The 25,804-nt window shown below is 65.7% G+C and carries 21 protein-coding genes and 1 riboswitch; of the genes, 7 read left to right on the top strand and 14 right to left on the bottom strand.

The annotated features are described in order from the left end of the window. Positions 1-113 precede the first annotated feature (113 nt). A complete protein-coding gene (locus tag RPPS3_RS24255; RefSeq protein ID WP_107346331.1) occupies positions 114-2,135 on the bottom strand; it encodes a TonB-dependent receptor plug domain-containing protein in 2,022 nt (673 codons plus the stop codon). Positions 2,136-2,243: 108 nt separating this feature from the next. Beyond that, a riboswitch (cobalamin riboswitch) is annotated at positions 2,244-2,446 on the bottom strand. Between the two features lie 131 nt (positions 2,447-2,577). Here RPPS3_RS24255 and RPPS3_RS24250 point away from each other — a divergent pair. The 3 genes from RPPS3_RS24250 to RPPS3_RS24240 all read left to right on the top strand — a co-directional run bounded on the left by RPPS3_RS24250 (position 2,578) and on the right by RPPS3_RS24240 (position 5,921). Beyond that, positions 2,578-3,294, top strand: a complete 717-nt coding sequence (locus RPPS3_RS24250) for a DUF938 domain-containing protein (RefSeq protein ID WP_107346759.1) — start codon at positions 2,578-2,580, stop codon at positions 3,292-3,294. 75 nt (positions 3,295-3,369) lie between these two features. Then, positions 3,370-4,617: an MFS transporter gene (locus RPPS3_RS24245; protein ID WP_107346330.1), complete on the top strand. Its 1,248-nt coding sequence runs from the start codon at positions 3,370-3,372 to the stop codon at positions 4,615-4,617. Positions 4,618-4,703: 86 nt separating this feature from the next. Then, entirely contained in the window at positions 4,704-5,921 is a 1,218-nt protein-coding gene (locus RPPS3_RS24240; RefSeq protein ID WP_107346329.1) for an MFS transporter, read from the top strand. Positions 5,922-6,030: 109 nt separating this feature from the next. Here RPPS3_RS24240 and RPPS3_RS24235 read toward each other — a convergent pair whose 3' ends face one another. Further along, positions 6,031-6,576 carry a carboxymuconolactone decarboxylase family protein gene (locus RPPS3_RS24235; RefSeq protein WP_107346328.1) on the bottom strand — a complete coding sequence of 182 codons (546 nt, stop codon included), beginning with the start codon at positions 6,574-6,576 and terminating at the stop codon, positions 6,031-6,033. A 165-nt stretch (positions 6,577-6,741) separates the two neighbouring features. Between RPPS3_RS24235 and RPPS3_RS24230 the strand changes: the two genes are divergently transcribed. Both RPPS3_RS24230 and RPPS3_RS24225 read left to right on the top strand, forming a co-directional pair. Next, positions 6,742-7,926, top strand: a complete 1,185-nt coding sequence (locus tag RPPS3_RS24230) for an acyl-CoA dehydrogenase family protein (protein ID WP_107346758.1) — start codon at positions 6,742-6,744, stop codon at positions 7,924-7,926. Positions 7,927-8,081: 155 nt separating this feature from the next. Beyond that, a complete protein-coding gene (locus RPPS3_RS24225; RefSeq protein WP_107346327.1) occupies positions 8,082-9,221 on the top strand; it encodes an acyl-CoA dehydrogenase family protein in 1,140 nt (379 codons plus the stop codon). Between the two features lie 345 nt (positions 9,222-9,566). Here the strand turns inward: RPPS3_RS24225 and RPPS3_RS24220 are convergent, their stop codons facing one another. The 9 genes from RPPS3_RS24220 to RPPS3_RS24180 all read right to left on the bottom strand — a co-directional run bounded on the left by RPPS3_RS24220 (position 9,567) and on the right by RPPS3_RS24180 (position 19,686). Then, complete coding sequence (locus RPPS3_RS24220; protein WP_107346326.1) at positions 9,567-10,601, bottom strand: amino acid ABC transporter substrate-binding protein; 1,035 nt, start codon at positions 10,599-10,601, stop codon at positions 9,567-9,569. Positions 10,602-10,641: 40 nt separating this feature from the next. Then, positions 10,642-11,235, bottom strand: a complete 594-nt coding sequence (locus RPPS3_RS24215) for a L,D-transpeptidase (RefSeq protein ID WP_107346325.1) — start codon at positions 11,233-11,235, stop codon at positions 10,642-10,644. Positions 11,236-11,275: 40 nt separating this feature from the next. Next, positions 11,276-11,407: a DUF2474 domain-containing protein gene (locus RPPS3_RS24210; RefSeq protein WP_107346324.1), complete on the bottom strand. Its 132-nt coding sequence runs from the start codon at positions 11,405-11,407 to the stop codon at positions 11,276-11,278. Continuing rightward, a complete protein-coding gene (gene cydB / locus RPPS3_RS24205; protein WP_107346323.1) occupies positions 11,404-12,408 on the bottom strand; it encodes a cytochrome d ubiquinol oxidase subunit II in 1,005 nt (334 codons plus the stop codon). Before cydB ends, RPPS3_RS24210 begins: the two co-directional genes overlap by 4 nt. Before the next feature lie 19 nt (positions 12,409-12,427). Further along, complete coding sequence (locus tag RPPS3_RS24200; protein WP_107346322.1) at positions 12,428-13,834, bottom strand: cytochrome ubiquinol oxidase subunit I; 1,407 nt, start codon at positions 13,832-13,834, stop codon at positions 12,428-12,430. 508 nt (positions 13,835-14,342) lie between these two features. Continuing rightward, positions 14,343-14,954: a sigma-70 family RNA polymerase sigma factor gene (locus RPPS3_RS24195; protein ID WP_107346321.1), complete on the bottom strand. Its 612-nt coding sequence runs from the start codon at positions 14,952-14,954 to the stop codon at positions 14,343-14,345. 204 nt (positions 14,955-15,158) lie between these two features. After that, positions 15,159-15,899 (bottom strand): response regulator, encoded by a 741-nt coding sequence (locus RPPS3_RS24190; protein WP_107346320.1) that lies wholly within the window; start codon positions 15,897-15,899, stop codon positions 15,159-15,161. Next, on the bottom strand, positions 15,896-17,635 hold the full coding sequence (locus tag RPPS3_RS24185) for an ATP-binding response regulator (protein WP_107346319.1): 1,740 nt from the start codon (positions 17,633-17,635) through the stop codon (positions 15,896-15,898). Before RPPS3_RS24185 ends, RPPS3_RS24190 begins: the two co-directional genes overlap by 4 nt. Then, positions 17,605-19,686, bottom strand: coding sequence for a sensor histidine kinase (locus RPPS3_RS24180; RefSeq protein ID WP_107346318.1), 2,082 nt, complete (start codon positions 19,684-19,686; stop codon positions 17,605-17,607). The genes RPPS3_RS24185 and RPPS3_RS24180 overlap by 31 nt, the downstream gene beginning before the upstream one ends. 173 nt (positions 19,687-19,859) lie before the next feature. On the opposite strand from RPPS3_RS24180, the gene ugpB reads away from it, so the two are divergent. Continuing rightward, positions 19,860-21,188, top strand: coding sequence for a sn-glycerol-3-phosphate ABC transporter substrate-binding protein UgpB (gene ugpB / locus RPPS3_RS24175; RefSeq protein WP_107346317.1), 1,329 nt, complete (start codon positions 19,860-19,862; stop codon positions 21,186-21,188). Between the two features lie 6 nt (positions 21,189-21,194). Here the strand turns inward: ugpB and RPPS3_RS24170 are convergent, their stop codons facing one another. From RPPS3_RS24170 to RPPS3_RS24160, 3 genes are all read right to left on the bottom strand, one after another. Further along, the gene (locus RPPS3_RS24170; protein ID WP_283812320.1) at positions 21,195-22,166 is read right to left on the bottom strand and encodes a helix-turn-helix transcriptional regulator; all 972 of its coding nucleotides are present in this window, start codon (positions 22,164-22,166) and stop codon (positions 21,195-21,197) included. Between the two features lie 162 nt (positions 22,167-22,328). Further along, a complete protein-coding gene (locus tag RPPS3_RS24165; RefSeq protein WP_011160318.1) occupies positions 22,329-23,135 on the bottom strand; it encodes an SDR family oxidoreductase in 807 nt (268 codons plus the stop codon). A 60-nt stretch (positions 23,136-23,195) separates the two neighbouring features. Further along, complete coding sequence (locus tag RPPS3_RS24160) at positions 23,196-24,254, bottom strand: polysaccharide deacetylase family protein (protein ID WP_107346757.1); 1,059 nt, start codon at positions 24,252-24,254, stop codon at positions 23,196-23,198. A 155-nt stretch (positions 24,255-24,409) separates the two neighbouring features. Here RPPS3_RS24160 and RPPS3_RS24155 point away from each other — a divergent pair, with 155 nt between their 5' ends. After that, the gene (locus RPPS3_RS24155; protein ID WP_107346315.1) at positions 24,410-25,804 is read left to right on the top strand and encodes an OmpA family protein; all 1,395 of its coding nucleotides are present in this window, start codon (positions 24,410-24,412) and stop codon (positions 25,802-25,804) included.

Genomic DNA, 25,804 nt, shown 5'->3' with positions numbered 1-25,804 from the left:
CGAACAGCCTTTCGGCATTCGGAGGCTCTTCGACATTGGTTTCGCGCATGAGCCCGTGTGCCGGGAACAGGGCGTCCGCCGCCGACTTGTGCGGCGGCGGAACACGATGATCGCTAGTTGGTGACGCGGACGCCCGCGAAAGCGCCGAATCCGGGCTGCAGGAAGCCGACCGGCACCTCGTATTTTTTGTCGAACAGGTTGTCGATGCGGCCGAACACGGTGACGTGCGGATCGACCTCATAGCTCGCCGCCAGGTTCACGGTGGTGAACGACGGCGCGTCGAGCAGCGTGGTGCCGAACCGGTCGTAGTCGACCCACGAGCTGGTGTAGAGCACGGTCGCCGACACCGTCGCGCGCTCGACCGGATTCCAGATCGCCGCCATCGTCACCTTGTTGTCGGGACGCCGCCGCAGCTTCTGGTCGGTGGTCTGGTCGATGGCGTGCGTATAGGTGTGGTCGACGCGGAAGCGCAGCGTCTCGGTCGCCTGCCACGACACGAACGACTCGACGCCCGAGGTGCGCGCCATGCCGATGTTCTTGTAGCTGTAGCCACCGAGCGTGACGTCGTAACCGGTCGAGTTGATCAGGTCGTTGATCTCGTTGTTGAAGTACGTCGAACCGAAAACGACGCGGTTGGCGAACAGCGGCTGCTCGAAGCCGACGTCGTAGCCCTTGCTAGTCTCCGGCTTCAGCGCCGGGTTGCCGACTGTGGCATAGGCTGGATTGTTGACGTAGAGCTGGATCAGCGTCGGCGCCTTGAAGCCGGTGCCGTAGGTCGCCTTCAGCCGAGTCTCGAGGGTCGGCACGATGAACACCGGCGCGACACGCCAGGTCGAATGTCCGCCGAAGCTGTCGTTGTCGTCGTAGCGCACGTTGGAGACCAGGAAGAAGTTCTTGGTGAACTCCGACTGCAGTTCGACGAATCCTGCGGTGTTGCCGGTGCGAGCGTGGAGCGTCTTCTGCTGGTAGTTGCCGGCGAAGTCGTAGTCGCCCATCGAGTTGGTGCGGATCGTCTCGTCCTGGCGTTCGGTGCCGACCACCAGTTTCTGCCCGTAGCCGACGTCGAGAACGCCCTTCCAGTCGAACTTGGTGCGTTCACCGGTGTACGAGCTTGGCGGCGAGATCCCGACGGTACCGGTGATGAGGTTGGTAGTGAAATTCGGATTGGGATCGAACGTGCGGTTCCATTGGTTGCTGTAGCTGACCCCGAACGTGCTGGTGAAGTTGCCGAGTGGCGACCACACCGCTTCGCTGCGGGTTAGGAAATCGCGGCTTGCCATAGTGCTCTGCAGCGATGCTGGGAAAGAATTTGGATAGTTCGAATAATCGTCGCCGGTGAACCCTTTGTGAGCGTCGGTGTAGCGAGCGACGTAGTTGAAGGTGAGCTCGTCGCTGGCACGGACACCGAGCCGGGTCGAATAGGTCAGGTTGTCGTAGTTGTCGTTGTTGCGCTGCTGGCCCGGCGCCAGCAGATCGAGCGGCGTCACTGGCAGGCTGGTCGTGCGGTAATGCGCGACGTTGAAGGCGTAGTCGAAATTGTCCTGCGAGCCGGCGGCGCGCGCGGTCTGGTTGAAGGTGCCGAACGAGCCGCCTTCGATCGAGCCGGTCAGCTTGGCAGGCCCGCTGCCGCGCTTGGTGACGACGGAGATCACGCCGCCGATCGCGTCCGAGCCGTACAGGCCGCTCTGCGGGCCGCGCAGCACTTCGATCCGTTCGATATCGGAGGTCAGCAGATTGGCGAAATCATAAGCGCCGTTCGGCTTGCTCGGATCGCCGGCGTCGATGCCGTCGATCAGCACCTTGACGTGGTTGGAGTTGGTGCCGCGCATGAAGATCGAGGTCGAGCCACCGGGGCCGCCGGTGCGCACCACATTGAGGCCGGGCACCATGCTGAGCGCCTCGGCGGCGGTACGCTGCTGATAGCGGGCGAGATCGTCCGCGGTGATCACGGTCACCGAGCTGGCCACCTGCTCGCGCGGCGTTTCGGTGGCGGTGGCGCTGACCACGATCTCGGGCAGCACGTCCTGCGCGGCGGCAGGCGTGGTGAGCGAAAGCGCGGGCACCAGAATGGTGGAGGCGAGAAGCGCGCGTGAAAGTGCGGAGCACGGCCGCGGCGCGGCGGGTCGGGATTGCATAAGGTTCAACCTCGGCTGACGTCTGTGGCACGTCACAGCGAACGATGTCTCACCGAGCTTTTGAAAGCGGTGAAGACAATGCCTGCAATTCCCGGCCGGCAACTTCGCGTGTGACCACGAATGACGGCAGGTCTCCTGGCTCGCAGTTGATCTTCCGTCGCCTTCCCAGGACCGAGGTTCCCAGTGGCATCCGACGAAAGACGATCCGCTTACAGTTGCGGGAACAGCTACGGCCTAGAACGCGAAAGTGTCTGCGTCCGCACCGTATTCCCTTTTCATCCCTCTCGGGAACCGTCATCGCCATTAGAAGTCGCGGAATTGGCGAGTCAATTCGCCCATGGCGGCGAACAGGTGCAATCATGGTCGGATTGTGACGAGCTGTGACTTGCGTGTAACAGCCGGGTCTGTACACCTCGCACGATAGTGGATGCGGCAGGTGGCGATGGCGGAGTTCGTGGTGGAGTTCGGCAAGGACGGACGGCGGGTCGAACCCGACGGCCGGCTCGACGCCGCCGCGTTCCATCGCAACGATGCGCCGATCCGCGCCGTGCTGGCCCGGCTGCTCGCCGGGCGGCAGGGCGACGTGCTCGAAGCCGGCAGTGGCACCGGCCAGCACATCGCAGCGCTGGCGCGCGAGCATCCGGACATCATGTGGTGGCCGAGCGACGTCAACGACCAGCACCTCAAGAGCATCGCCGCCTGGCGCGCCCAAGCGGCGCTGCCAAATCTGCGGCCGCCGCAGCGGATCGACCTGGCCGATCCCGCCTGGTCGGTGGCACCGGCCGACGGCGCGGCGCCCGGTCAGCTGCTGGCGATGTTCTGTGCCAACGTCGTTCACATCGCGCCGTGGCGCGTCGCCGAAGGGCTGCTGGCCGGCGCCGGACGGCTGCTGCGCCAGGACGGCATGCTGGTGCTGTATGGACCGTTCAAGCAGGACGGCAAGCACACCGCGCTCAGCAATGCGGTGTTCGACACCAGCCTGCGCGACGCCAATCCGGAATGGGGTGTCCGCGATGTTGCGGATCTGAAAAAGCTCGCGGCCGGCGCCGGTCTGGCGCTGAGCGAGATCGTCGAGATGCCGGCCAACAACCTGATCCTGGTATTCGTACGGGCGAAACCGGCGGAGGGCCATGCGGCAGCCGGCGGCGCGGCGGGTTGATCACGCCCCGCCCGGCCCTATGATGCGCGCGCAATCGCCGGCCGTTGTCGACCGGTGCGAGGAGAATCCCTGCCGATGGTCGATGCGACGGCCAACGACATCGTCGAAGACGATGCCCGTGCCCGTTCCAACGTGGTGCGGCTGGTCGCGGCCCAGGCGCTGACCGGCGCCAACGCCGCGGTGATTTTCGCGACCGGCTCGATCATCGGCGCGCAGCTCGCGCCGGAGATGTCGCTCGCGACCGTGCCGCTGTCGATGTACGTGCTGGGCCTTGCCGCCGGCACGCTGCCGACCGGTTGGATCGCGCGGGTTTACGGTCGCCGCGTTTCGTTCATGATCGGCACCGGCTGCGGCGCGCTCACCGGCGTGCTCGGTGCTGTCGCCATCCTGTACGGCTCGTTCCTGCTGTTCTGCATCGCGACGTTCATCGGCGGGCTGTACGCCGCCGTGTCGCAGTCTTATCGGTTCGCCGCCGCCGATGGTGCCAGCGCCGCCTATCGCCCGAAGGCGGTGTCGTGGGTGATGGCCGGCGGCGTGTTCGCCGGCGTGCTCGGTCCACAGCTCGTGCAGTGGACCATGGATGTCTGGCAGCCTTTTCTGTTCGCATTCTCCTATGTGGTGCAGGCGGCGATCGCGCTGATCGCGATGGCGGTGCTGTGGGGCGTCGATGCACCCAAGCCGAAGCCCGCCGAGCAGGCCGGTGGCCGGCCGCTGCTGGAGATCGTGCGGCAGCCGCGCTTCATCGCCGCGGCGCTGTGCGGCGCCATCGCCTATCCGATGATGAATCTGGTGATGACCTCGGCACCGCTGGCGATGCAGATGTGCGGCCTGAGTGTCGGTGATTCCAATTTCGGCCTGCAGTGGCACATCGTGGCGATGTATGCGCCGAGCTTCGTTACCGGCTCGCTGATCGCCAAATTCGGCGCGCCGCGCGTGGTCGCTGCCGGCCTGATCCTGGAAGCGCTTGGTGCGTCGATCGGCCTGCTCGGCGTCACCGCCCCGCACTTCTGGGCGACGCTGTTCGTGATCGGCGTCGGATGGAATCTGGCGTTCGTCGGCGCCTCGGCGCTAGTGCTCGAGACGCATCAGCCGAGCGAGAAGAACAAGGTCCAGGCGTTCAACGACTTCATCATCTTCGGCCTGATGGCGCTCGGCTCGTTCTCGTCCGGCCAGCTGCTGGCGAACTACGGCTGGACCACCGTGAATCTCGCGGTGTTCCCGCCGGTGCTGCTCGGCCTGATCGTGCTGGCGATCACCGGCTGGTCGAAAGTCCGGAAACGGGTGGCTGACGCCGCCACCGAACTATCCGATCGCGGCGTCTGAGCCGCGCAACAACACGTCCGGCCTCGAGCCGGGACAGGGAGTGAAGCAATGCCGTCGCGTGCGACCGGCCGCGCTCGCCGCCGCCGATGGTGACCGCTCCCGCTCCCGACGAGACCTCGTTCCGCTATCACGGTTGGCGGATCGTCGCGGTGTGCTTCATCGTCGCCACCTTCGGCTGGGGGCTCGGCTTCTACGGCCAGAGCGTGTACCTCGCCGAATTGTCCCGACTTCATGGCTGGCCATCGTCGCAGATCGCGACTGCCACCACCTTCTTCTATCTCGCCGGTGCACTGCTGGTGGCGTTCGTCGGCGATGTGATCCGCGCCATCGGCGCGCGCGCCTGCCTGCTCGGTGGCATTGCGGCGATGGCACTCGGCACGGTGCTGCTCGGCCGCATCGACGCGCCGTGGCAGCTCTACGCGGTGGATGCGATCCTCGCGGTCGGGTGGGCCGGCACCAGTCTCGGCGCAATTACGAACACGCTCGGCCTGTGGTTCGACCAGCGCCGCGGCATGGCGATCAGCCTAGCGCTGAACGGCGCCAGCTTCGGCGGCATCGCCGGCGTGCCGCTGCTGGTAGCGCTGATCGGCGCGCTCGGCTTCACCGGGGCGACTACGGCGGCGGCGATCGCCGCGGTGGTGCTGCTGATGCCGCTGGTCGCGATCGTGGTCGCGCCGCCGCCGCATCTCGCCAATGCTGTGGCTGCGGCCACCGCGCCGCGGGCGCTGTCCTCCGGCGCGATCCGCAGCGGTGCGCTACGCGACCTCGGTTTTCTGACCGCCACCATCGCGTTTTCGCTGGTGCTGTTCGCGCAGGTCGGGTTCATCGTCCACCTGATCGCCTATCTCGATCCGCTGATCGGACGGGAGCGTGCCGCGGTGGCGACGTCGCTGCTGACCGCGATGGCGGTGGTTGGCCGGGTGTCGCTGTCGGTGGTGATCGACCGCCTCAATCAGCGTCTGGTCTCGGCGCTGTCGTTCGCCAGCCAGGCGGTGGCGTTGGGTGTGCTCATCTCGACCCGGGATGCGACGCTCTTGTTGGTTGCCTGCGCGCTGTTCGGCTTCTCGGTCGGCAATCTGATCACCTTGCCGGCGCTGATCATCCAGCGCGAATTCCCGGCGTCGTCGTTCGGTATCCTGGTGGCGCTCAACACCGCGATCAACCAGGTCACCTATGCGTTCGGCCCCGGTGTCATCGGCCTGCTGCGCGATGCATCGGGCAGCTACACGCTGCCCTTCGCCGGCTGCATCGCGCTGCAGCTCGCCGCTGCAGCGCTGATCATGGTGCGGCGACGACGGAGATGACTTCTCGGTCGGTCATTCCGGGGCGCGCGGAACGCGCGAACCCGGAATCTCTCAGGATCACTGTCTGGATTCCGGATCCGCCTGCTTCGGCGTGTCCCAGAGGACTGGTTTACGCCAGCTCCGGCGTCTCGCCGTCGGGCAGCGGGAACTGGTAGGCGTTGAGCGTCATCGACACCATGGTGTAGTAGCCGCACAGCCCGATCACTTCGACCAGACCGCGCTCGCCGAGCAGCCGCATCGCTTCGTCGTAGAGAGGCTGCGGCAGTCCCTTGGCTTCATGCAAAGCGCGGGCGACGTCGTAGATCACCTGCGCCTTCGGATCGTCGAAGGTGGGCGTGCGGCGGTCGCGGACCGCGTCGATGATCTTGGGATCGAGGCCGCCATCGAGCGCCATCTTCTTGTGCGCGTACCATTCGAATTGCGCGGTCCAATGCCGCGCGGTGACCAGGATTGCCAGCTCCGACAGCGCCGGCGTCAGCGAGGTGTCGTAGCGCAGGAAGGCGCCAAGCCGGGTGGCGTGCCGGGCCATCTCCGGGCTCGCCAGCCACGCCATCATCGGCGGCGGCGGGCTGCCGCGCTTGCTGGCGATCGACTCGTCATAGATGGCGCGTTGCTCGGCGGTCATTTCGCCAGGCGAAAGCAAATTCAGGCGCATCCTCGTTTGTCCTCTTTGGCTGTCGGGCGTTCGTTCCCTAGCACATCGCCGCAAGACCGCCGCCCGAGACGGATATTGAATTCCACCGCGCGACGCGCCAAGGTCGCCGCCAACAAATGCATCGCCGGCGTGCAACGCGCCGGCGCAAATGTGGATGGAAACCGCATGACCGATCTCGATACATTCCGCGCCGAGACCCGCGCCTGGCTGGAGGCGAATTGCCCCGCCGAGATGCGCACGCCAATGCAAGGCGACGAGGACAATTTCTGGGGCGGCCGCAACGCCAAATTCGCCTCCGAGGCGCAGAAGGTCTGGTTCGAGCGGATGCGCGACAAGGGCTGGACGGTGCCGGACTGGCCGACGCAATACGGCGGCGGCGGGCTCGATGGTGCGCGCCACAAGATCCTGCGCGAAGAGATGGCGGCGATCGGCGCGCGCTCGCCGCTGTCCTCATTCGGCATCTGGATGCTCGGACCGGCGCTGTTGAAATACGGCAACGAGCAGCAGAAGGCCGAGCATCTGCCGAAGATCGCGCGCGGCGAAATCCGCTGGTGCCAGGGCTACTCCGAGCCGAACGCCGGCTCCGACCTTGCGTCGTTGCAGACCCGCGCCGAGAGCGACGGCGACGATTTCATCATCAACGGCTCGAAGATCTGGACGTCTTACGCCAACTATGCCGACTGGATCTTCTGCTTGGTGCGGACCGATCCGACCGCCAAGAAGCATGACGGCATCAGCTTCATCCTGTTCGACATGACCTCGAAGGGCGTGACGACCAAGCCGATCCTGCTGATTTCCGGCAAGTCGCCGTTCTGCGAGACTTTCTTCGACAACGTTCGCGTGCCGAAGTCGCACGTCGTCGGCACCATCAACCGCGGCTGGGATGTGGCGAAGTATCTGCTGCAGCACGAGCGCGCGATGATCTCCGGGATGGGCGGCCGCGACGGCGGCCGGCCGCTCGGCCAGGTCGCGGCGGATTCGCTCGGCACCGACGAGAAGGGTCGGCTCGACGATCCGATCCTGCGCGGCCAGATCGCCACGTTCGACGTTGACGAGGCGGCGCTGGCTTGTGCGGCTGAGCGGGCGGTCGATCTCGCCAAGGCCGGGCAACTGCATCCGGCGTTCTCGTCGGCGATGAAGTACTACGGCACCGAGCTGAATAAGCGCCGCCACGAGATCCTGATGTCGGCCGGCGGCATCGATGCGCTGGAGTGGGAGAGCGAGCGCAGCCAAGAAGGCGCCCGCGCCCGCGCCTGGCTGCGCACCAAGGCCAACTCGATCGAAGGCGGCACCAGCGAAGTGATGCTCGGCATCGTCGCCAAGCGCATCCTGGATCTGCCCGGGGCGTAGTCGGTGTCCTCATCCTGAGGAGCGGCCGTCAGGCCGCGTCTCGAAGGATGAGGGGCCACGGCGCTCATGGTTCGAGACGGCGCGCTGCGCGCGCCTCCTCACCATGAGGTCCTCGTATCGTTGCAACATCATTGATCTGATCGGAAACCTCACCCATGGCTCTCGTCCTCACCGAAGAACAAACCATGCTGCGCGACTCGGCGCGCGGGCTGATCGGCGACAAGGCGCCGGTGGCGCATTTGCGCAAGCTGCGCGACGAGCGTGACGCCACCGGCTTTTCGCGCGACTTGTGGAAGAGCTTCGCCGAGATGGGCTTTGCCGGCCTGCTGGTGCCGGAGGAGTTCGGCGGCTCGGGGCTCGGCTGCGTCGAGGCCGGCGTGGTGATGGAGGAGATCGGCCGCAACCTGACGCCGTCGCCGCTGTTGTCGACCGCGATCCTGGCGACGTCCGCGCTGGCTCGCGGCGGCTCGGAGGCGCAGAAGAAGGCCTACTTGCCGAAGATCGCCGATGGCTCGCTGATCGCGGCGCTCGCGGTCGACGAAGGCGCCAAGCACCGGCCGGCGAAAATCGCACTGGCGGCGACGCGCGCCGGCAATGGTTTCAAGCTGAAGGGCGACAAGGCGCTGGTGGTCGACGGCCACGTCGCCGACCTTCTGATCGTCGCGGCGCGCAGCGCGGGGCAAGCTGGTGACGCGGATGGGCTGACGCTGTTCCTGGTCGACCCGAAGGCCAAGGGTGTTGCAATCGAACGCACCGTGATGGTCGACGCGCATAATGCGGCGCGGATCAGCTTCGACGACGTCGAGGTGAATGCCGATCAGGTGCTCGGCGAAGTCGATCGCGGCGGTGCGCTGCTCGAGGCGGTGCTGAATGTCGGCCGCGCTGCCGTCGCCGCCGAAATGCTCGGCGTTGCCGACGAGGCGTTCGGGCGGACGGTGAGCTATCTGAAAGAGCGCAAGCAGTTCGGCAAGCTGATCGGCGAATTCCAGGCGCTGCAGCACCGCGCCGCGCATCTCTACACCGAGATCGAAATCCTCCGCGCCGCGGTGCTCAAGGCGTTGCAGGCGGTCGATGCCGACGCCGCGCAGGCGCGCGTGGCGGTCGCTGTCGCCAAGGCCAAGGCCGGCACGGTGGCGACGCTCGCGGTGCAAGAAGGCGTGCAGATGCACGGCGGCATGGGCATGACCGACCAGTTCGACATCGGCCTGTTCATGAAACGCGCCCGCGTGTTGCAGGAACTGCTCGGCGACAGCGCCTACCACGCCGAAGCGCTGGCGGAGTGGAAGAAGTACTGAGCTCCTTTTCGTCAGCCTGCTTCCGTGGTCATTCCGGGGCGCGAGCGCTAGCTCGCGAACCCGGAATCCCGAGATTGTTTTGAGATCTGGTCCTGAACCGCGAGATTCCGGGCTCGCGCTGCGCGCGCCCCGGAATGACGAACGAGAGGGTGCTATCGGCGGTTGGCGTTCGACGCCAAAGACCTTCAACCCCGCCCACAGTCGTCATCCCGGCGTATGCGGGGATCCAGTATTCTAGAGACTTCGTTGCTGATCGCCGGCGCTCTGCAATACTGGGTCGCCCGCCTTCGCGGGCGATGACGGTCGAGGGTGTAGCAGCGCCGACGAGACGGACTGACGCCGTTCCTACCTGATCGGCGGCGCGTACTGAATTCCGCCGTTGCTCCAGAGCTGGTTCATGCCGCGCGGGATGCCGAGTTTGCCGACGTTGCGGTCGTAGACTTCGCCGTAGTTGCCGACGTGGCGGATGACGCGGGCGGCCCAGTCCTTCGACAGGCCGAGATCCTCGCCGAACGCGCCTTCGGTGCCGACCAGGCGCATCACGTCCGGCTTTTTCGACTTCAGCGCTTCGCCGATGTTCTGCGAGGTGACGCCGAGCTCTTCGGCGTTGATCATGGCGTACAGCGTCCACTTCACGATCATCATCCAGTCGTCGTCGCGCTGGCGTACCACCGGTGCGAGCGGCTCCTTGGAGATGACGTCGGGCAGGATGACGTGGTCGCCGGACTTCTCGAAGGTCTTGCGCAACGCGTAGAGCTGCGACACGTCGGCCGTGAAGGTGTCGCACTGGCCATCCTTGTAGGCCTTCACGACGTCGTCGAACTTCTCCGACTTGACCTCTTGAAACTTCATGTTGTTGGCACGGAAGTAATCGGCGAGGTTGAGCTGGGTGGTGGTGCCGTTCTGGACGCAGACCTTGCTGCCGTCGAGTTCGACCGCGCTGTCGATCTTGCGCGAGGCCGGCACCATGAAGCCCTGGCCGTCGTAATAGGCGACCGCCGGGAAATACAGGTCGTAGTTGGTTTCGCGCGACATGCTCCAGGTCGAGTTGCGCGACAGGATGTCGACCTTGCGGCTCTGCAGTTCCTTGAAGCGCTCGTTGGCGTCGAGCGCCACGAACTGGACCTTGTTCGGATCGTCGAAGATCGCCGCCGCCACCGCGCGGCAGAAGTCGACGTCGAAGCCGCTCCAGTTGCCCTTGTCGTCGGGCGTCGAGAAGCCGGGCAGGCCCTTATTGACGCCGCACAGCACGGCATCGCGGCGGATGGTGCGCTTCAGCGTCTTGGTGTCGTAGCGCTCATAGGTGATCGCTGCCGCCGCGATGCCCGCCGCGACCACGAGCCCGATCGCGAGCCCGGTCTGAAACGTCCGTTTGAACATGCTGAGTCTTTCGCAATGAGAAGGGAAGGCCGCCGCGCCGTTACAGCTCGGGCTTTTGCCGGACCACCACCTTGGTGCCGACCGGCACGCGGTCGTACAGGTCCATCACGTCGGCATTGACCAGCCGGAAGCAGCCGGACGAAATCGCGGTGCCGATCGTGTCGGGGCGGTTGGTGCCGTGGATGCGATACACCGTCGAGCCGAGATACATCGCCCGCGCGCCGAGCGGATTGCCCGGGCCGCCGGCCATGAAGCGCGGCAGATAAGGCTGGCGCTGGATCATCTCCGGCGGCGGCACCCAATCCGGCCATTCGGCCTTGCGCGAGATCTTTAACAGGCCCTGCCAGGTGAAGCCTTCGCGGCCGACACCGATGCCGTAGCGCAGCGCCCGGTTGTTGCCCTGAACCAGATACAGATAGCGTTCGGAGGTCTGGACGATGATGGTGCCGGGCGCTTCGGTGGTGCGGAAATACACCATCTGCTTCTGCCACTCCGGCGGCAGCACGTAGCCGTCGTCGGCGATCAGACCGGGCTCGTCACCGGGATCCTGCTGCTGCGCGTAGCTCGGCATCGAAGCGAGCGTGACCAGGGCTGCCGCGGCCACCACCCGGCTCAACAAGCGCGGAAATCTCATGATACCCCCATCGCAAACACTGGCGGGGCTATGTATCACGTCAGCCCTTACCGATCCACAACCGCAGCAGCAGCGAGACCAGCGTCACCGCGCCGACACCGGCAAGCCACAGCGCCACGAACCACAGCAGTCGTCGTGGCAGCGGCGTTTTCGGTTCAATCGGCGCGCTCAATGATAGCCGTTCTCCGGATCGACCTTGCCGCGAAACACCCAATAGGCCCACGCGGTGTAGGTCAGGATGATCGGCACCAGGATGGCGACGCCGACCAGCATGAACAGCTGGCTGTTCTCCGGCGCGGCTGCCTGCCAGATGGTGATGCTGCGCGGGACCACATAGGGCCACAGGCTGATGCCGAGGCCCGCATAGGACAGCGCGAATAGGCACAGCGTCAGCAGGAACGGCTGATAGTCGCGGCGCTGCGCCAGCGCGCGCAGCAGCAGCGCGGTGACGATGGCGACGGCGAGCGGCACCTGCGCGGTGGCCAGCACGTTCGGCCAGGCGAACCAGCGCTGCGAATAGTCGTAGCTGAGGAACGGCGTCGCGGCGCTGACGGCGACGATCGCGGCGAGCAGCGCGAACAGCAGCCAGCGGCTCAGGCGATACGCCTTCTCGCGCAGGTCGCCGGTGGTCTTCATCACCAGCCAGGTGGCGCCGAGCAGCGAATAGCCGATCACCAGCGCGACGCCGGTGAGCAGGCTGAACGGCGTCAGCCAGTCCCACCAGCCGCCGGCATAGCCGCGGCCTTCGACGTGAACGCCCTGCAGCAGCGCGCCGAGCGCGATACCCTGCGCCAATGTGGCCACCAGCGAGCCGAGGAAGAATGCGACGTCCCAGCGGTTGCGCTCGCGCTGGGTGCGCCAGCGGAATTCGAACGCGACGCCGCGAAACGCCAGGCCGAGCAGCATCGCGATGATCGGCGTGTACAGCGCCGGCATCAGCACCGCATAGGCCAGCGGAAATGCCGCGAACAGGCCGCCACCGCCGAGCACCAGCCAGGTCTCGTTGCCGTCCCACACCGGCGCGACGCTGTTCATGATGACGTCGCGGTCGCGCTTGGTGCGGAACAGCGGAAACAGAATGCCGAGGCCGAGGTCGAAGCCGTCCATCACCACATAGACGAACACCGCAAAGGCGATGATGAAAGCCCAGATCGTCGCGACATCGTAAGCCATAGTCACAGCCGAATCCTGCTCAACTGAATCTGCGGGTGGCGATCGCCGGCGCCGGCGTGATGCCGGCGGCGCGTTCGGGCGTATCGCCGCGCGGGCCCTCTTCGCCGTGGTGCGGCGGATGCGCCATCAGTCGCAGGATGTAGACCACGCCTGCGATGAAGATGGCAAAATACACCACGATGAAGGCGATCAGCGACGTCGCCACCGCCGGAGCGGCTAGCGGCGATACTGAGTCGACGGTGCGCAGCAGGCCGAACACGGTGAATGGCTGCCGCCCGGTCTCGGTGGTCACCCAGCCGGCCAGCACGGCGACGAAGCCGGCCGGGCCCATCGCCAGCGCGAAGCGGTGCAGCGGGCGGGATTCGAACAGCCGGCCGCGCCAGCGCAGCCACAGGCTGAACACGCCGAGGCCGAGCATCAGGAAGCCGAGCGCGACCATCACGCGGAACGACCAGAAGGTGATCGGCACCGGCGGCCAGTTTTCACGCGGCACGGTGTCGAGGCCGGCGAGCGGTGCGTCGAGCGAGTGCTTCAGGATCAACGATGACAGCTTCGGAATCTGCAGCGCGTAGCGCACCACCGCGGCGTCCTGATCAGGCAGGCCGAACAGGATCAGCGGCGCACCGTCAGGGTGGCTTTGGTAATGGCCTTCCATCGCCATCACCTTGGCGGGTTGGTGCTCCAGCGTATTGAGGCCATGCGCGTCGCCGGCGAAGATCTGGATCGGCGCTACCACGGCGATCATCCACATCGCCATCGAGAACATCATCCGCGCGCCAGGCTGCCGGGTGTTGCTCAGCAGATGATAGGCGCCGACCGAGCCGACCACGAGCGCGGTGGTCAGATAGGCGGCCAGCACCATGTGGGCGAGACGATACGGGAATGACGGATTGAAGATCAGCTTGAACCAGTCGACCGCGACGAACTGCCCGGCCTCGTTGACGCCGTAGCCGGTCGGGGTTTGCATCCAGGAGTTGGCCGACAGAATCCAGAACGCGGAGGTCAGCGTACCGATCGCGACCATCAGCGTGGCGAGGAAGTGCAGCCGCGGCCCTACCAGCTTGAGGCCGAACAGCATGACGCCAAGGAATCCCGCCTCGAGGAAGAAGGCGGTGAGCACCTCATAGGCCATCAGCGGGCCGAGCACCGGGCCGGTCTTGTCGGAGAACACCGCCCAGTTGGTGCCGAACTGGTAGGACATCACGATGCCCGACACCACGCCCATGCCGAACGCAATGGCGAAGATCTTCATCCAGTAATTGAACAGGTTGATGAAGACTTCACGCTTGGTCCACAGCCACAGCGCTTCGAGCACCGCGAGATAGCTCGCAAGGCCGATCGAAAAGGCGGGGAAGATGATGTGAAACGACACCGTGAAGGCGAACTGGAGGCGCGCCAGCACCACCGGATCAAGACTTTCGAACATCCCACCGATCCGTAGACGTGAGCGTAAGATGATGCGCACATCATCGAGCGACTATGTATCGCCGCAGTGTATCGATGCCTAGACGGCAGCGGTTAACAATTCCGCGACGGCGCTGCACTCAATCGAAAATCGTCCGGTTTGTTCCTGATTTGCGTGGCATCGATCGTGCTGCGGCAACACAACGCATCGGCGTACCTTCAACAAGGCAAAACCCGGACGAGGGGGCATCTCGTCCGGGTCCCTTGGAGGCCTACGATGGGGTGTCGGAGGCTTTGAAAATTCGCTGTCGCGCGACCTGCGTTTGGTGGCCGCTGCGTCGATGAAGATCACCCTAGCAGGCTGATCTTTCCGTTCGATGTCGTCGATCGTTTCAATTGTTTCGTTCGACGATCCGGCATCGCTGTGTTGACTATAGTGACCAGCACATCGTGGCACGAGGGCGGCGAACCAGAACCTCTCCAAACTGCCGGCGTGCGACCAAGCGGCGCGGACAGCCTCGCGTGCGACGTCAGGCCGCGAGGCTTTCGACGCCGTGACGCTTCAGCAATTCGGCAAGCTGCTTGCGGGCGTAGAACATCCGGGTCTTCACCGTGCTCTGCGGAATGCCGACGATGCGTCCGACTTCCTCGACCGACTTCTCATGGTAGTAGACGAGATTGATGATCTCGCGATGTGCCGGCGACAGTTTGGCGATGCAGGCGCGCAGGATGTCGCTGGTGCGGCTGCGGTCGAGTGCGGTCTCCGGCGAGTCCGAGCCGTCGGCGATCTCCAGCACGTCGTCCTGGTCGATGTCTTCGTGCTGGCGCTGGCGCAGCGCGGTCAGCGACTTGAACCGAGCGATCGACAGCAGCCAGGTCGAGACCTGAGCGCGGCCTTCGAACTGCCGGGCGGTCCGCCACACGTCGAGGAAGACTTGGCTGACCAGGTCTTCGGCGGTCGCGGCGTCGCGCACTATGCGCAGGATGAAGCGATACACCCGCACATTGTGCCGGGCGTACAGAGTATGCATCGCAGTCCGGTCACCGCCCGCAATGCTGGCGAGCAGCATTTCATCGCTCGTGGCTCTGGCGGCCAGGATGCCCAGGCGGCCGGCGTCGTTGAGCGCAATGACGTTCTGCATGACGAGCTCCCTTCGTGCCGCGCTCCCCCGCGGCGTGTTGGGAGAACTACTAGCCAGCTACCGTTTCAGGAGGTCTGCGCCGGAGGGGAAAATGGTTTCGTGGCGAAATGGAAGTGTTTCGTCGCCGGAGCCGCGACGAAACATTCGGCCGAAAAAGCGAGGGAGATCAGGGGCGGCAGCCAGCGATACCGGCGGTGAGCCGGCTCAGGCGCGGTCGCTGGCGGGCGAGAACAAATAGCCCCCGCCGCGAATTGTCCTGATTACGGCCGGCTTTGTCGGGTCCGGCTCGATCTTGCGGCGGATCCGCATGATGCGGAGATCGACCGCGCGGTCGAACGCTTCGGCGTCGCGCGCATTCGCCAGCTCCAGCAGCCGCTCGCGCGACAGCACCCGTTTCGGATTCGCGGCGAACACTTTCAGCAGGCCGAATTCCGATGCCGTCAGCGGATGCTCGTTGCCGTCATCGTCGCGCAGCGCCTGGGCTTCGAGATCGAGCCATTTGGTGCCGAACCGCACCAGCTGGGCGCTGTCGGCCTTGGCGGCGCTCGCTGGCTCTGCGGCGGCGGGCTTCGGCGGCGCCGCGCGGCGCAGCACCGACCGGATGCGGGCCATCAATTCGCGCAGCTCGCAGGGCTTGGCGATGTAATCGTCGGCGCCGAGTTCGAGGCCGACCACCCGGTCGATCGGGCTTGCGGTCGCGGTCAGCATGATCACCGGAACGTTGGACTTGGCCTTGAGGTCGCGGATGATCGACAGCCCGTCCTCTTCCGGCATGTTGAGGTCCAGCACCACCAGGTCCGGCAGCTTGGTGGCGATCTCGGCACGCAGGCTCTTGCCGCCATCGCACAGCGTGACGGCGAAGCCGTGCATCTTGAGATAGTCGCCGACCATCTCGCGGGCCGGGGCTTCGTCGTCGACGACGATGATGTGCGGGTTCTGGCTCATGACACCGATGCTGCGGGCAGAATGATGGTGAAGGTCGCGCCCTGACCGGGGCCGGGGCTCTCGGCGATGATCTCGCCGCCATGCATGTCGACGATCTTCTTGACGATCGACAGCCCAAGGCCGGTCGAGCTTTCGCCCGCCGTCGGCTTGGCGGACAGCCGCTGGAAACGCCCGAACAGCCGGCTCAGATCTTCCGGCGACAATCCTGCGCCCTCGTCGGTGACGCGGATCATGGTGCTGTCGCCATCACCGTCGACCTGCAGGGCGATGTTGCCGCCGATCGGGCTGTATTTGATGGCGTTGCTGACCAGATTGTCGATCGCCTCGCGCATCCGATCGGAATCGCACATCGTCGCGCAGGCCTCCGGCGTCGACACTGAGATCACCTGCTGCTTGTTCTGCGCCATCGGCCGGTTGGCCTCGGCGACCTCGCCGACCAGTGCGGCGATGTCGACAGCCTCGCGCCGGATCGAGATGTCGAACGCGTCCGCCATCGCGTCGGAGATCAAATGATCGACCATCAGCGTCAGCCGCCGTGTGGCGTCGCGGATATGATCGACCTGGGCGATGACGTGGTCCTTGGAGGATTCGGCGCCGATCAGCTCGGTCAGCATTTCGGTACGGCCGAGGATGACGCCGAGCGGGTTCTTCAGGTCGTGCGCGACGGTGCCGAGGATCTCGTTCTTGAACGCATTGGCGCGCTGCAGCCGCAGCCACTGCGTCGACAGCCGGCGATTGGCCTGGGTCAGCGCCCGGGTGCGCTGGGCCACCCGCTCTTCGAGCTGGGTGTTGGCCTCGTGCAGCTGCCGATACAGGATGACGTTGTCGAACGCGATCGACAGCCGGCTGCCGAAGATCTCGACCAGCGAACGGTCGGTGTCCGACAGTTCGCGCTCGGCCTGCAGCAGCACCACCACTTCGCGGCCGCTGCCGGTGCGGATATAGAGCACGGTGCGATGGTCGGCGAATTCGTGCTTGCGGCGCCGGAACGCCTCCTCGACCATCTGACGCAGGTCGGGGTCGAGCGAATTGCTGTGCCCGGTGGGGCCGATGAAGCGGCTGTAGCAGCCCGAGCCTGCCAGCACCGCCAGTTCGTCGCCGGCGTCGCGTAAGACTAGGATACCGGCGCAATCGACATTGAGCAGCGAGGCGAGCTGGGTCAGCACCCCCTCGGCGAGCCGCTGCATCGACTTGAAGTCGTACAGCGTCGAGGCGGCGTCGATGATGATTTCCAGGCCGCGCCGGGTCTGCACCATCCGCTCGAGCTGCTGATAGCTGCGCAGCGCCGCGGTCAGCGAGGTGAACAGCTTGTCGGCGGTGAGCTCGGTCTTGGCCTTGTAGTCGTTGATGTCGTAGTCGACGATGACGCGGCGCTCCGGCGCCTGACCGGGCTGCCCGGTGCGCAGGATGATGCGGACGGTCTCGTTCTTCAGGTCGTTGCGGATGAACTCCACCAAATCGAGGCCGGCCGCATCGGTCTCCATGATGACGTCGAGCAGCACCGCGGCGATGTCGGGGTTGGCGCGCATCAGCTCGCGGCCTTCGGCGCCCGAATAGGCCGACAGGATCTCGAGCCCCTGGTTGTTGAGGCTGTAGTCGCTCAGCGCAAAGCGGGTGCCGTCGTGAACCGCGGTGTCGTCGTCGATCACCGCGATCTTCCATTTCCGTGCGCCCGATACCTCCGGCGTCGAATCGGCGTCTTCGATCAGCTCGAGGATATCGTCCTGGTCGGCCATTGCAGGTTTCCGTCGATGGGCGGGGCAGCGGATGCCGCTCCGCCAGTGGCGGTTTTCGGCATGATAATGCGAAAAGTCGTGCCTTGTCCTAGTCTTGATTCCAGCATCATCCGGCCGCCGAGCTGCTGGGTCACCAGATTGTAAACGATGTGCAGGCCGAGCCCGGTGCCGCCCTCGTTGCGGCGAGTGGTGAAGAACGGGTCGAAGGCCTGGCGCTGCACGTCCGGTGTCATGCCGGCGCCGTCGTCGGCGAAGATGATCTCGATGTCATCGTTGCCGCGCGGCCGCGCCGTGATGGTGATCGTGCCAGAGCGCCCGTCGGTGAAGGCGTGGTTGGCGGCGTTCAGAAACAGGTTGGTCAGGATCTGCCCGTAGGCACCCGGGTAACCATCGATCACCAGGCTTTCCGGCACGTCGATGTCGAGCCGGATCGGTGCCCGCTTCAGCACCGGCTTCAGACTGGCGACGATCTGATCGGTCGCCTCGTGCAGGTTGAATTGCCGGCGTTCGGCGTGGGACCGGTCGACCGCCACCTGCTTGAACGACTGGATCAGCTCGGCGGCGCGCTGCAGATTGCCGACGAGCTGCTGGGCGGCGTCGCGCGTACTGCGGACGAATTCGTCAAGCTGCGAGCGCCGCAGCGGCGTATCGCCTTTCAGCTCGGCCTCGAAGGTGGTCGCCCGTCGGGTGAAGCTCGACGCCACCGTCAGGCTGATGCCGATCGGATTGTTGACCTCGTGGGCGACGCCGGCCACCAGGCTGCCGAGCGCCGCGAGCCGTTCGGCGTCGATCAAATTCTGCTGCGCGGTTTTCAATTCGAGCAGCGCGCTCTCGGCTTTTTCTTTCGACTCGCGAAGATCGTCCTGAGCCTTGCGTTTGTCGATCGCGTTCTCGCGGAACACCTCGACCGCGCGCGCCATCGCGCCGATCTCGTCCTTGGCCTCGGTGCCGGCAACCCGGCGGTCGTAATTGCCCGAGGTAATGGCGTGCATCGCCGAGAGGATCTGCTGCAGCGGCAGGCGGATGCTGAGTGCGATGATGATGCCGGCTGTCATAATGACACCGAGGAAGATCAGCGCGATCGACAGAACTTTGCGCGAAATGCCGGTGAGGGTGCGGTCGAACGTCTCCTGCGCTTTCTGCTCGCGCTGGCGCATCTTCACCGACAGCGCGTCGATTGCCGCGATGGTGGCGGCCTGACTGGCGTCGATCGAGTTGCGTAAGAGATCGCTGCGCTTGGCGAGCTGGTCGGTCAATTCCTGCAGACCGTCGCGCAGCGCCGCGGTGCGCAGCTTCAGCTTTTCCAGCGCCATCTTCTGCAGATCGTTGTCGGCGAGATTGCTCATCACCGGAATCGTCCGCTCGATGGTCTCGGTGTTCTGCTGGGCCTCTTCGGCAGCCTGCTGCGACAGCGACAGATAGTAGGAGTTGGCCGCCACCAGCATCGCAGTGAAGGCCTCGCGGGCGCGGCCGAGCGGCGGCAGGATCAGCGCGTCGCGCTGACCGGTGGCGCCGCCGATCACCGCAAACAGCGCCGCGATATCGCGGGCCGGCGCCTGCACCTGGTTCTCGTAGGTGGACTTGATGGTGGTCTGCAGCGCCCGCAGGTCGCCGAAGCCGCCGAGGAAGCGTTCGGTGGCGCGCTCCAGCTCTTCGACCGAGCCCGACAGCATCGGATCGGTGGAGGCGCGGTTGGTCAGCGTGCCCAGCACCGCTTCGCGCAGCAGCAGGATCTCGGCGAACAGATCGGGGCTCGGCTGATTGATGTAGCGATGGATCAGGTTCTGCAGCCGCCCGGTCTCGCTTTCCAATAGCGCCAGGATCTTGTCGGACTCCCGCACCTGGCGGACATCGTCCCAGGCGGTGCGCAGCACCCGCGTGCCGCTCCAGATGAGGCTCACCAGCACCAGCACGACGAGCGAGTTCAGCGCGGCGATCGACAGGATGCGCCAGCGGATCGGCACCGCGCGCACCAGGCCGACGAGGCCGGTGCGGCCGCGCCGGTCCGGCCGCGGCTCAGTATCAGCGGGCTGCGGGGCGACCGGATCCAACTCAGTCGACCTCTGCAGCGGCGCGCACAGTGTTGCCGTCAGGGACCTCGGCTCGGCTGGACAGCGGCAAGTTCAATCCCATACAGTTGGTGCCGGTCGCAGGGACCGGAGAAGTCCGACCAAGCTAGCAGATCAGCCTGGGCGATGGCTATCGGGAGTGAGCGCATCAGGCGATGGCCGGAATTTTGGGAAGACTCGCGCAAATCGCCGCCACCTTGCTGGTTTGCGCCACCGCCGGTATCGCCCCCGCCGGCGCCGCTACCGAAATCGCCTGGTGGCATGCAATGTCCGGCGAGCTCGGCCGACAGCTCGAGAAGCTGGCGGCGGATTTCAATGCGTCGCAATCCGATTACCGCGTGGTCCCGACCTACAAGGGCAACTACACCCAGACGGTGACTGCGGCGATCTTCGCGTTCCGCTCCTCCAGCCAGCCGACGATCGTGCAGGTCAACGAGATCGCCACCGCCACCATGATGGCGGCCAAGGGCGCGGTCTATCCGGTGTACGAGCTGATGCGCGACGAGAGCGAAGTGTTCTCGCCGGCCGATTATCTGCCAGCCGTCACCGGGTACTACACCGATCTCGACGGCAACATGCTGTCGTTCCCGTTCAACGCGTCGACGCCGATCCTGTACTACAACAAGACGCTGTTTCGGCGCGCCGGGCTCGACCCCGAGGCGCCGCCGGCCACCTGGCCGGACGTCGGCACGATGGCGAAGCGTCTGATCGACGCCGGCGCGACCTGCGGCTTCACCACCTCGTGGCCGTCCTGGGTGCACATCGAGAATTTCTCCGCCTATCACGACCTGCCGTTGGCGACGCGGTCGAACGGGCTGGGCGGGCTCGATGCCGAATTGGTGTTCAACAATCCGTCGGTGATTCGCCATATCGCGCAGCTTGCCGATTGGCAGAAGACCAAGATCTTCGACTATAGCGGCCGCGCCACCGCGGCCGAACCGCGCTTCCAGCAGGGCGACTGCGGCATCTTCATCGGCTCGTCGGCAACGCGGGCCGACATCCTGGCCAATGCCAAGTTCGACGTCGGTTACGGCCGGCTGCCGTATTGGCCGGACATCGCCGGAGCGCCGCAGAACACCATCATCGGCGGGGCCACGCTATGGGTACTGCGGGGCCGTACGGCGGGCGAATACAAGGGCGCCGCCAAGTTCTTCGCTTACCTGTCGAAGCCGGAAGTTCAGGCGGCCTGGCATCAGCACACCGGCTATTTGCCGATCACCAAGGCGGCCTACGACCTCACCCGTGCGCAGGGCTTCTACGACCGCAATCCCGGCACCGCGATCTCGATCGAGCAGATCACGCTGAAGCCGCCGACCGAGAATTCGCGCGGGTTGCGGCTCGGTTCGTTCGTGCTGGTGCGGGCCGCGATCGAAGACGAGATCGAGCATGCGGTGCGCGGCGAAAAATCTGCGAAGGACGCGATGGATGCGGCGGTCGATCGCGGCAACAAGCTGCTGCGGCAGTTCGAACGCACCAAGCCGTAGCGGCGGTTACGGCGCAGCCTGGCGCAAGCCGAACGCGCCGGCATCGCGGCTCAACACCGGAGACACCATCGCGACCAGCTTCTGCGCTGCGGCTTCGACCGACAGCCCGGCGGTGTCGAGCACGCCGGCGGCGCGGGCGTACAGCGGCTCACGGCTCTGCAGAATGGTGCGCAGCTCCTGCATCGCGGCGCGGTCGTCGGCCATCGGCCGCAGGTCGCCCTGGCCCCGCACCCGCGCCATGTGCTCCTCCGGCTCGGCCTTCAGCCAGATCGTATAGAACGAGGTCAGGATCTGATCGAAGGTGATCGGCTCGGAAACGATGCCGCCGCCGGTCGCCAGCACGATCGGCTCCTGGCGGGCGAGCAGCCGCGACAGCGCGGTCTGCTCCATCCGGCGGAAACCTTCCTGGCCGTACAGGGCGATGATCTCGGATACCGACAGGCCGTTCTGGCGTTCGATCTCGCGGTTCAGTTCGACGAAACTCCAGCCGATGCTGTCGGCCAGCATCTTGCCGAGGGTCGACTTGCCGGCGCCGCGCAGGCCGATCAGCGCGATGCCGTGGAAGGTCGCCTCCCGCTCCAGGCCGCCGAACCGGCCGAGGCCGGACAACACGTCCTTGGCATGCGCGATCTGCACCGGGGTTGCGCGCCGCACCAGATCGCGGATCACCGGCCAGTCTGCCGACGACTCGTTGGACGGCAGCAAATCTTCGAGCGGCGTCGCCAGCGCTTCGGAAATCCGGCGCAGCAGCATGATCGACACGTTGCCTTTGCCGCTTTCGAGCTGGGCGATGTAGCGCTCCGAGATGCCGGAGACCTTGGCCAGCACCTTGCGCGACATGCCGCGCCGCCCGCGCATGGTGCGGACATGGCGGCCGAGGTCGAGCAGAAAGCTCGCGTCGGTATCGTCTGGCTCGGCCATCTCGGTCCGTTCACATCTGTTTGGAGAATGATAATGCCGGCCGAAAACGCCAGCAATCGAACGGATGCCGTTCGATGCATTATAATTCAAGGCAAATTTCGTCAGGTGGGACGCAAAACCGCAGCCCGCGCGCTTTCGGGCGCGGGCGTCGCGGTGGAGTACTTTTGACCGGACAGGTGGGCTCTCGCGCTTCGAGCGGGAGACCGAAGCGCGGTGGCGTTACGCCCAGCCGTCGCCCTTGATGCCCGGGTTGGCGAAGGCGACGCCGCCGTCGACCGTCACGGTCGAGCCGACCACGTAGTCGCCGGCGCGGGAGGCGAGGAACACGGCGGTGCCGGCCATGTCCTCGTCGGTGCCGATCCGGCCCGCCGGGACGCGCTTGGCGACTGCATCGGACTCGTCGCGCGCCGCTTTGTTCATGTCGGAGGCGAACGGACCCGGCGCGATCGCAGTGACAACGATGTGGTCCTTGATCAGCCGCACCGCCAGCCGGCGGGTGAGGTGGATCAGGCCGGCCTTCGACGCCGCGTAGGGATAGGTCTCGAGCGGATTGACGAAGATGCCGTCGATCGAGGCGATGTTGATCACCTTGCCGGGCTGTTCGGCGCTTGCGGCGGCGCGCAGCAGCGGCGCCAGCGCCTTGGTCAGGAAGAACGGCGTCTTGACGTTGAGGTCCATCACCTTGTCCCAGCCGCTCTCCGGGAATTCGTCGAAGTCGGCGGCCCAGGCGGCGCCGGCGTTGTTGACCAGAATGTCGAGCGAGCTCTCGCGGCGCTTGATCTCGGCGGCCAGCATGTCGATGCCCGCCATGGTCGAGATGTCGATCGGCAGAGCAACGCACTCGCCGGGATACATTTCGGTGAGTTCATCGGCGGTGGCCTGACACGCTGCGGCCTTGCGCGCGGTGATGTAAACGCGCGTCGCGCCGTAGGCGAGAAAGCCGGCCGCGATCATCTTGCCGATGCCGCGCGAGCCGCCGGTCACCAGAGCGACGCGGCCTTGCAGCGAAAACAGATCCTTGAACATGACATCTCCCTCGGGGCTTTGGCCGTCTGTTTGAGGCGGCCAGGGAGGTGAGTCAAGAAATCACGCCGCAGCAACGCGGCGGAAGCCGTTCCACACTGCCGTCGCTGCCCCGGAAGTCAGCACCGGCAACAGCCGGTCGTCCTGGTAATGACCGTTGAGCGAGACCCGCGGCAGCGCGGTGAGGTGATCGGCACACTCGGCGAACATCATGCCGGGGCGCGTGGTCACCGCAGTCTTGTAGCCGACCGCCTGCGCGATCGCGAATTCCCGCGGACCGGCAGACGCCCTGTCGCCATACGGATAAGCGAGGTGGTCGACCGCCTGTTGCAGCTCGTCCTGGATGCGGGCGCGGCTGCCGGTGAGTTCGTGCGCGGCGACCAGCTCGGTCTGCCGGCGCAGCATGCAATGGGTGATGCCGTGCGCGCCGATCGTCACCAGCGGGTGCGCGGCGAAGCTGCGCAATTCGTTCCAGGGTAGGCACAGTTGGCGCGCCGCGGCGGTTTCGTCGATCCCGTAACGTAGGCACAGCGCCGTCATCGCGGCATCGAGATCGCCGCCGTTCGGCAGGCTGCGCAACAGATCGTGCAGCCGGTCGAATGCCGCCTGCTTGGCTTCGGGCGTCGCCGTGTCGAGACGCAGCTCCTGGCCGTCGATCGAAACATCGATCCGGCTCTGGGCGGCGATCAGCCGTTCCAGCGTCACCCACCACAGCCGGCCGGAGCCTTCGGCGAAGTCGGAGGTGACGAAAACGGTGAACGGTGCGCCGAATTCTTCGAATACCGGCAAGGCGAAATCGCGGTTGTCGCGATAGCCGTCATCCAGCGTGATGCAGGCGAAGCGACGGCTGAAATCGCGCGCACGCAGCCGTCGGTGCAACTCGTCCATCGGCACCAGATCGATTCCGAGCTCGCGCAGATGGCGCAGCGTGGCGCGGAGGAAGTCCGGCGTGACCTCGAGGTGGCGATTTGGCTGAAACGAATCGTCGCGGGCCGGCCGCACGTTGTGCAGCATGAAAACCGTGCCGATTCCGGAAAAGATCGGGCGCAGCACCCGATGCGCGCCGGTGTAATAAAGGGCTTCGAGCCCGGCGCGGATAATATTGTGGCGAAAGTGCTTCATCGAATAGCGGCCGCTCAATTTCTGCACGATGCTAGGCGCCGACGGTTGAAGAAACGGTTATGGGAAGCGCAACTTTGGTTGCTGGTTCCTTGAATTGCGTTTGACAGCCCTCCAACGGTTTGATTTCTCTCTGCTTCTGATCCACGGGAAGCGGAATGCGCGGACTCTACAGCTCCAGCGGTAAATGGTGGCCCGGCGCCATTCCGTTGGTTATCCTCTGGGCTATCGCCGCTTGGACGACGATGCCGGCCGTGGAAGCCGATCTTGGCGCTCGCGCCACGGCTGCGCTCAAGGACACCGTCCTCGACAAAACGAAGATCACCGCTGCGGGCCGCGACATCACGCTGACCGCCGAGGCGTTCTCCGAAGAAGGGCGCCGCGCCGCGGTGTCCGCGGTTGAGGCAGTGCCGGGCCTCCGTTTGGTGAACGACCGGACCAAGCTGGTACCGGAAGCCTCTCCTTATGTCTGGTCAATTGAGCGCGATGTCGTCCGCGTGACCCTGACCGGCAGCGCGCCGTTGCCGGCGAGCCGTACTCGGCTGGCCGATGGCGCGCGGGCGGCGGTGAACGGCACCGAGGTGGTCGACCGGATGGCTCTGGCGCGCGGCGCCCCGCAACGGTTCGACGCCGCCGCGATGCTGCTGATCGACCAGATCGCCAAGCTGAAGCAGGGCAAGATCACCCTCACCGGCACCCAGGTTGCGCTGAAGGGCATGGCCAAGGATCTCGGCGGCCGTGAATCGATCGCCGCGGCGCTGCGCAGCCTTCCTGACGGCTACACCGTTGGCGAGAACGACATTGAGGCGCCGCCTTACGTGTTCCGGGCCTACAAGGACCCGGTCGCCGGGCAGGTCACGCTGGATGGCTACGTGCCGGACAATAATGTGCATGCGGCGCTGGCCGCCGCCACCGGCCGCAAGTTCTTCAGCGAAAAGGTGGTCGACAACCTCAAGGCGAGCGTCGGCGCCCCGAAGGGCTTCCTCGAAGCCGCAACGCCGGCGCTCGGCGCGCTGTCGCGGCTGTCGACCGGCACCCTGGTACTGTCGGACCGTGAGGTTCATCTGTCCGGCGACGCCCTTTACGAGGTCGCCGCCAATCAGATCCGCGGCGGTCTGAACAAGGAGCTGCCGCAGGGCTGGACCGTGAAGGCCGATCTGTCGGTCAAGCCGGCCGCCGCGCCGGTCGATGCCTCGGTGTGCCAGCAATTGTTCAACGGGCTGCTGGCCAAGGCCACCATCCAGTTCGAATCCGCAAGCGCCAGCATCGACAAGGATTCCGCCGCGCTGCTCGACCGGCTGATCGAAACCGCGATGCGCTGCCCGAATGCCAAGATCGAAATCGCCGGCCACACCGACAGCGACGGCGATCCTGCGTTCAACCAGTCGTTGTCGGAAAAGCGCGCCCGCGAGGTGGTCGACTATATGGTGCGGGCCGGCCTGTCGCCGGAGCGTCTCCAGGCGTTCGGCTACGGCAGCAAGATCCCGGTCGCCGGCAACGACACCGACGCTGGCAAGGCGAAGAATCGCCGGATCGATTTCGTGGTCAGGTGA

It is taken from the genome of Rhodopseudomonas palustris, assembly GCF_003031265.1.
GTDB classification, from domain to species: domain Bacteria; phylum Pseudomonadota; class Alphaproteobacteria; order Rhizobiales; family Xanthobacteraceae; genus Rhodopseudomonas; species Rhodopseudomonas palustris_H.
This window is presented reverse-complemented; position numbering and strand designations above follow the sequence as displayed.

Coding starts and splice junctions, on each gene's coding strand:
- RPPS3_RS24195 (WP_107346321.1), bottom strand. CDS start 14,954: ATGCAGAACGTCATTGCGCTCAACGACGCCGGCCGCCTGGGCATCCTG.
- RPPS3_RS24220 (WP_107346326.1), bottom strand. CDS start 10,601: ATGTTCAAACGGACGTTTCAGACCGGGCTCGCGATCGGGCTCGTGGTC.
- RPPS3_RS24245 (WP_107346330.1), top strand. CDS start 3,370: ATGGTCGATGCGACGGCCAACGACATCGTCGAAGACGATGCCCGTGCC.
- RPPS3_RS24165 (WP_011160318.1), bottom strand. CDS start 23,135: ATGTTCAAGGATCTGTTTTCGCTGCAAGGCCGCGTCGCTCTGGTGACC.
- RPPS3_RS24200 (WP_107346322.1), bottom strand. CDS start 13,834: ATGTTCGAAAGTCTTGATCCGGTGGTGCTGGCGCGCCTCCAGTTCGCC.
- RPPS3_RS24215 (WP_107346325.1), bottom strand. CDS start 11,235: ATGAGATTTCCGCGCTTGTTGAGCCGGGTGGTGGCCGCGGCAGCCCTG.
- RPPS3_RS24190 (WP_107346320.1), bottom strand. CDS start 15,899: ATGAGCCAGAACCCGCACATCATCGTCGTCGACGACGAAGCCCCGGCC.
- RPPS3_RS24185 (WP_107346319.1), bottom strand. CDS start 17,635: ATGGCCGACCAGGACGATATCCTCGAGCTGATCGAAGACGCCGATTCG.
- RPPS3_RS24255 (WP_107346331.1), bottom strand. CDS start 2,135: ATGCAATCCCGACCCGCCGCGCCGCGGCCGTGCTCCGCACTTTCACGC.
- ugpB (WP_107346317.1), top strand. CDS start 19,860: ATGGCCGGAATTTTGGGAAGACTCGCGCAAATCGCCGCCACCTTGCTG.
- RPPS3_RS24155 (WP_107346315.1), top strand. CDS start 24,410: ATGCGCGGACTCTACAGCTCCAGCGGTAAATGGTGGCCCGGCGCCATT.
- RPPS3_RS24235 (WP_107346328.1), bottom strand. CDS start 6,576: ATGCGCCTGAATTTGCTTTCGCCTGGCGAAATGACCGCCGAGCAACGC.
- RPPS3_RS24250 (WP_107346759.1), top strand. CDS start 2,578: ATGGCGGAGTTCGTGGTGGAGTTCGGCAAGGACGGACGGCGGGTCGAA.
- RPPS3_RS24160 (WP_107346757.1), bottom strand. CDS start 24,254: ATGAAGCACTTTCGCCACAATATTATCCGCGCCGGGCTCGAAGCCCTT.
- cydB (WP_107346323.1), bottom strand. CDS start 12,408: ATGGCTTACGATGTCGCGACGATCTGGGCTTTCATCATCGCCTTTGCG.
- RPPS3_RS24230 (WP_107346758.1), top strand. CDS start 6,742: ATGACCGATCTCGATACATTCCGCGCCGAGACCCGCGCCTGGCTGGAG.
- RPPS3_RS24225 (WP_107346327.1), top strand. CDS start 8,082: ATGGCTCTCGTCCTCACCGAAGAACAAACCATGCTGCGCGACTCGGCG.
- RPPS3_RS24240 (WP_107346329.1), top strand. CDS start 4,704: ATGGTGACCGCTCCCGCTCCCGACGAGACCTCGTTCCGCTATCACGGT.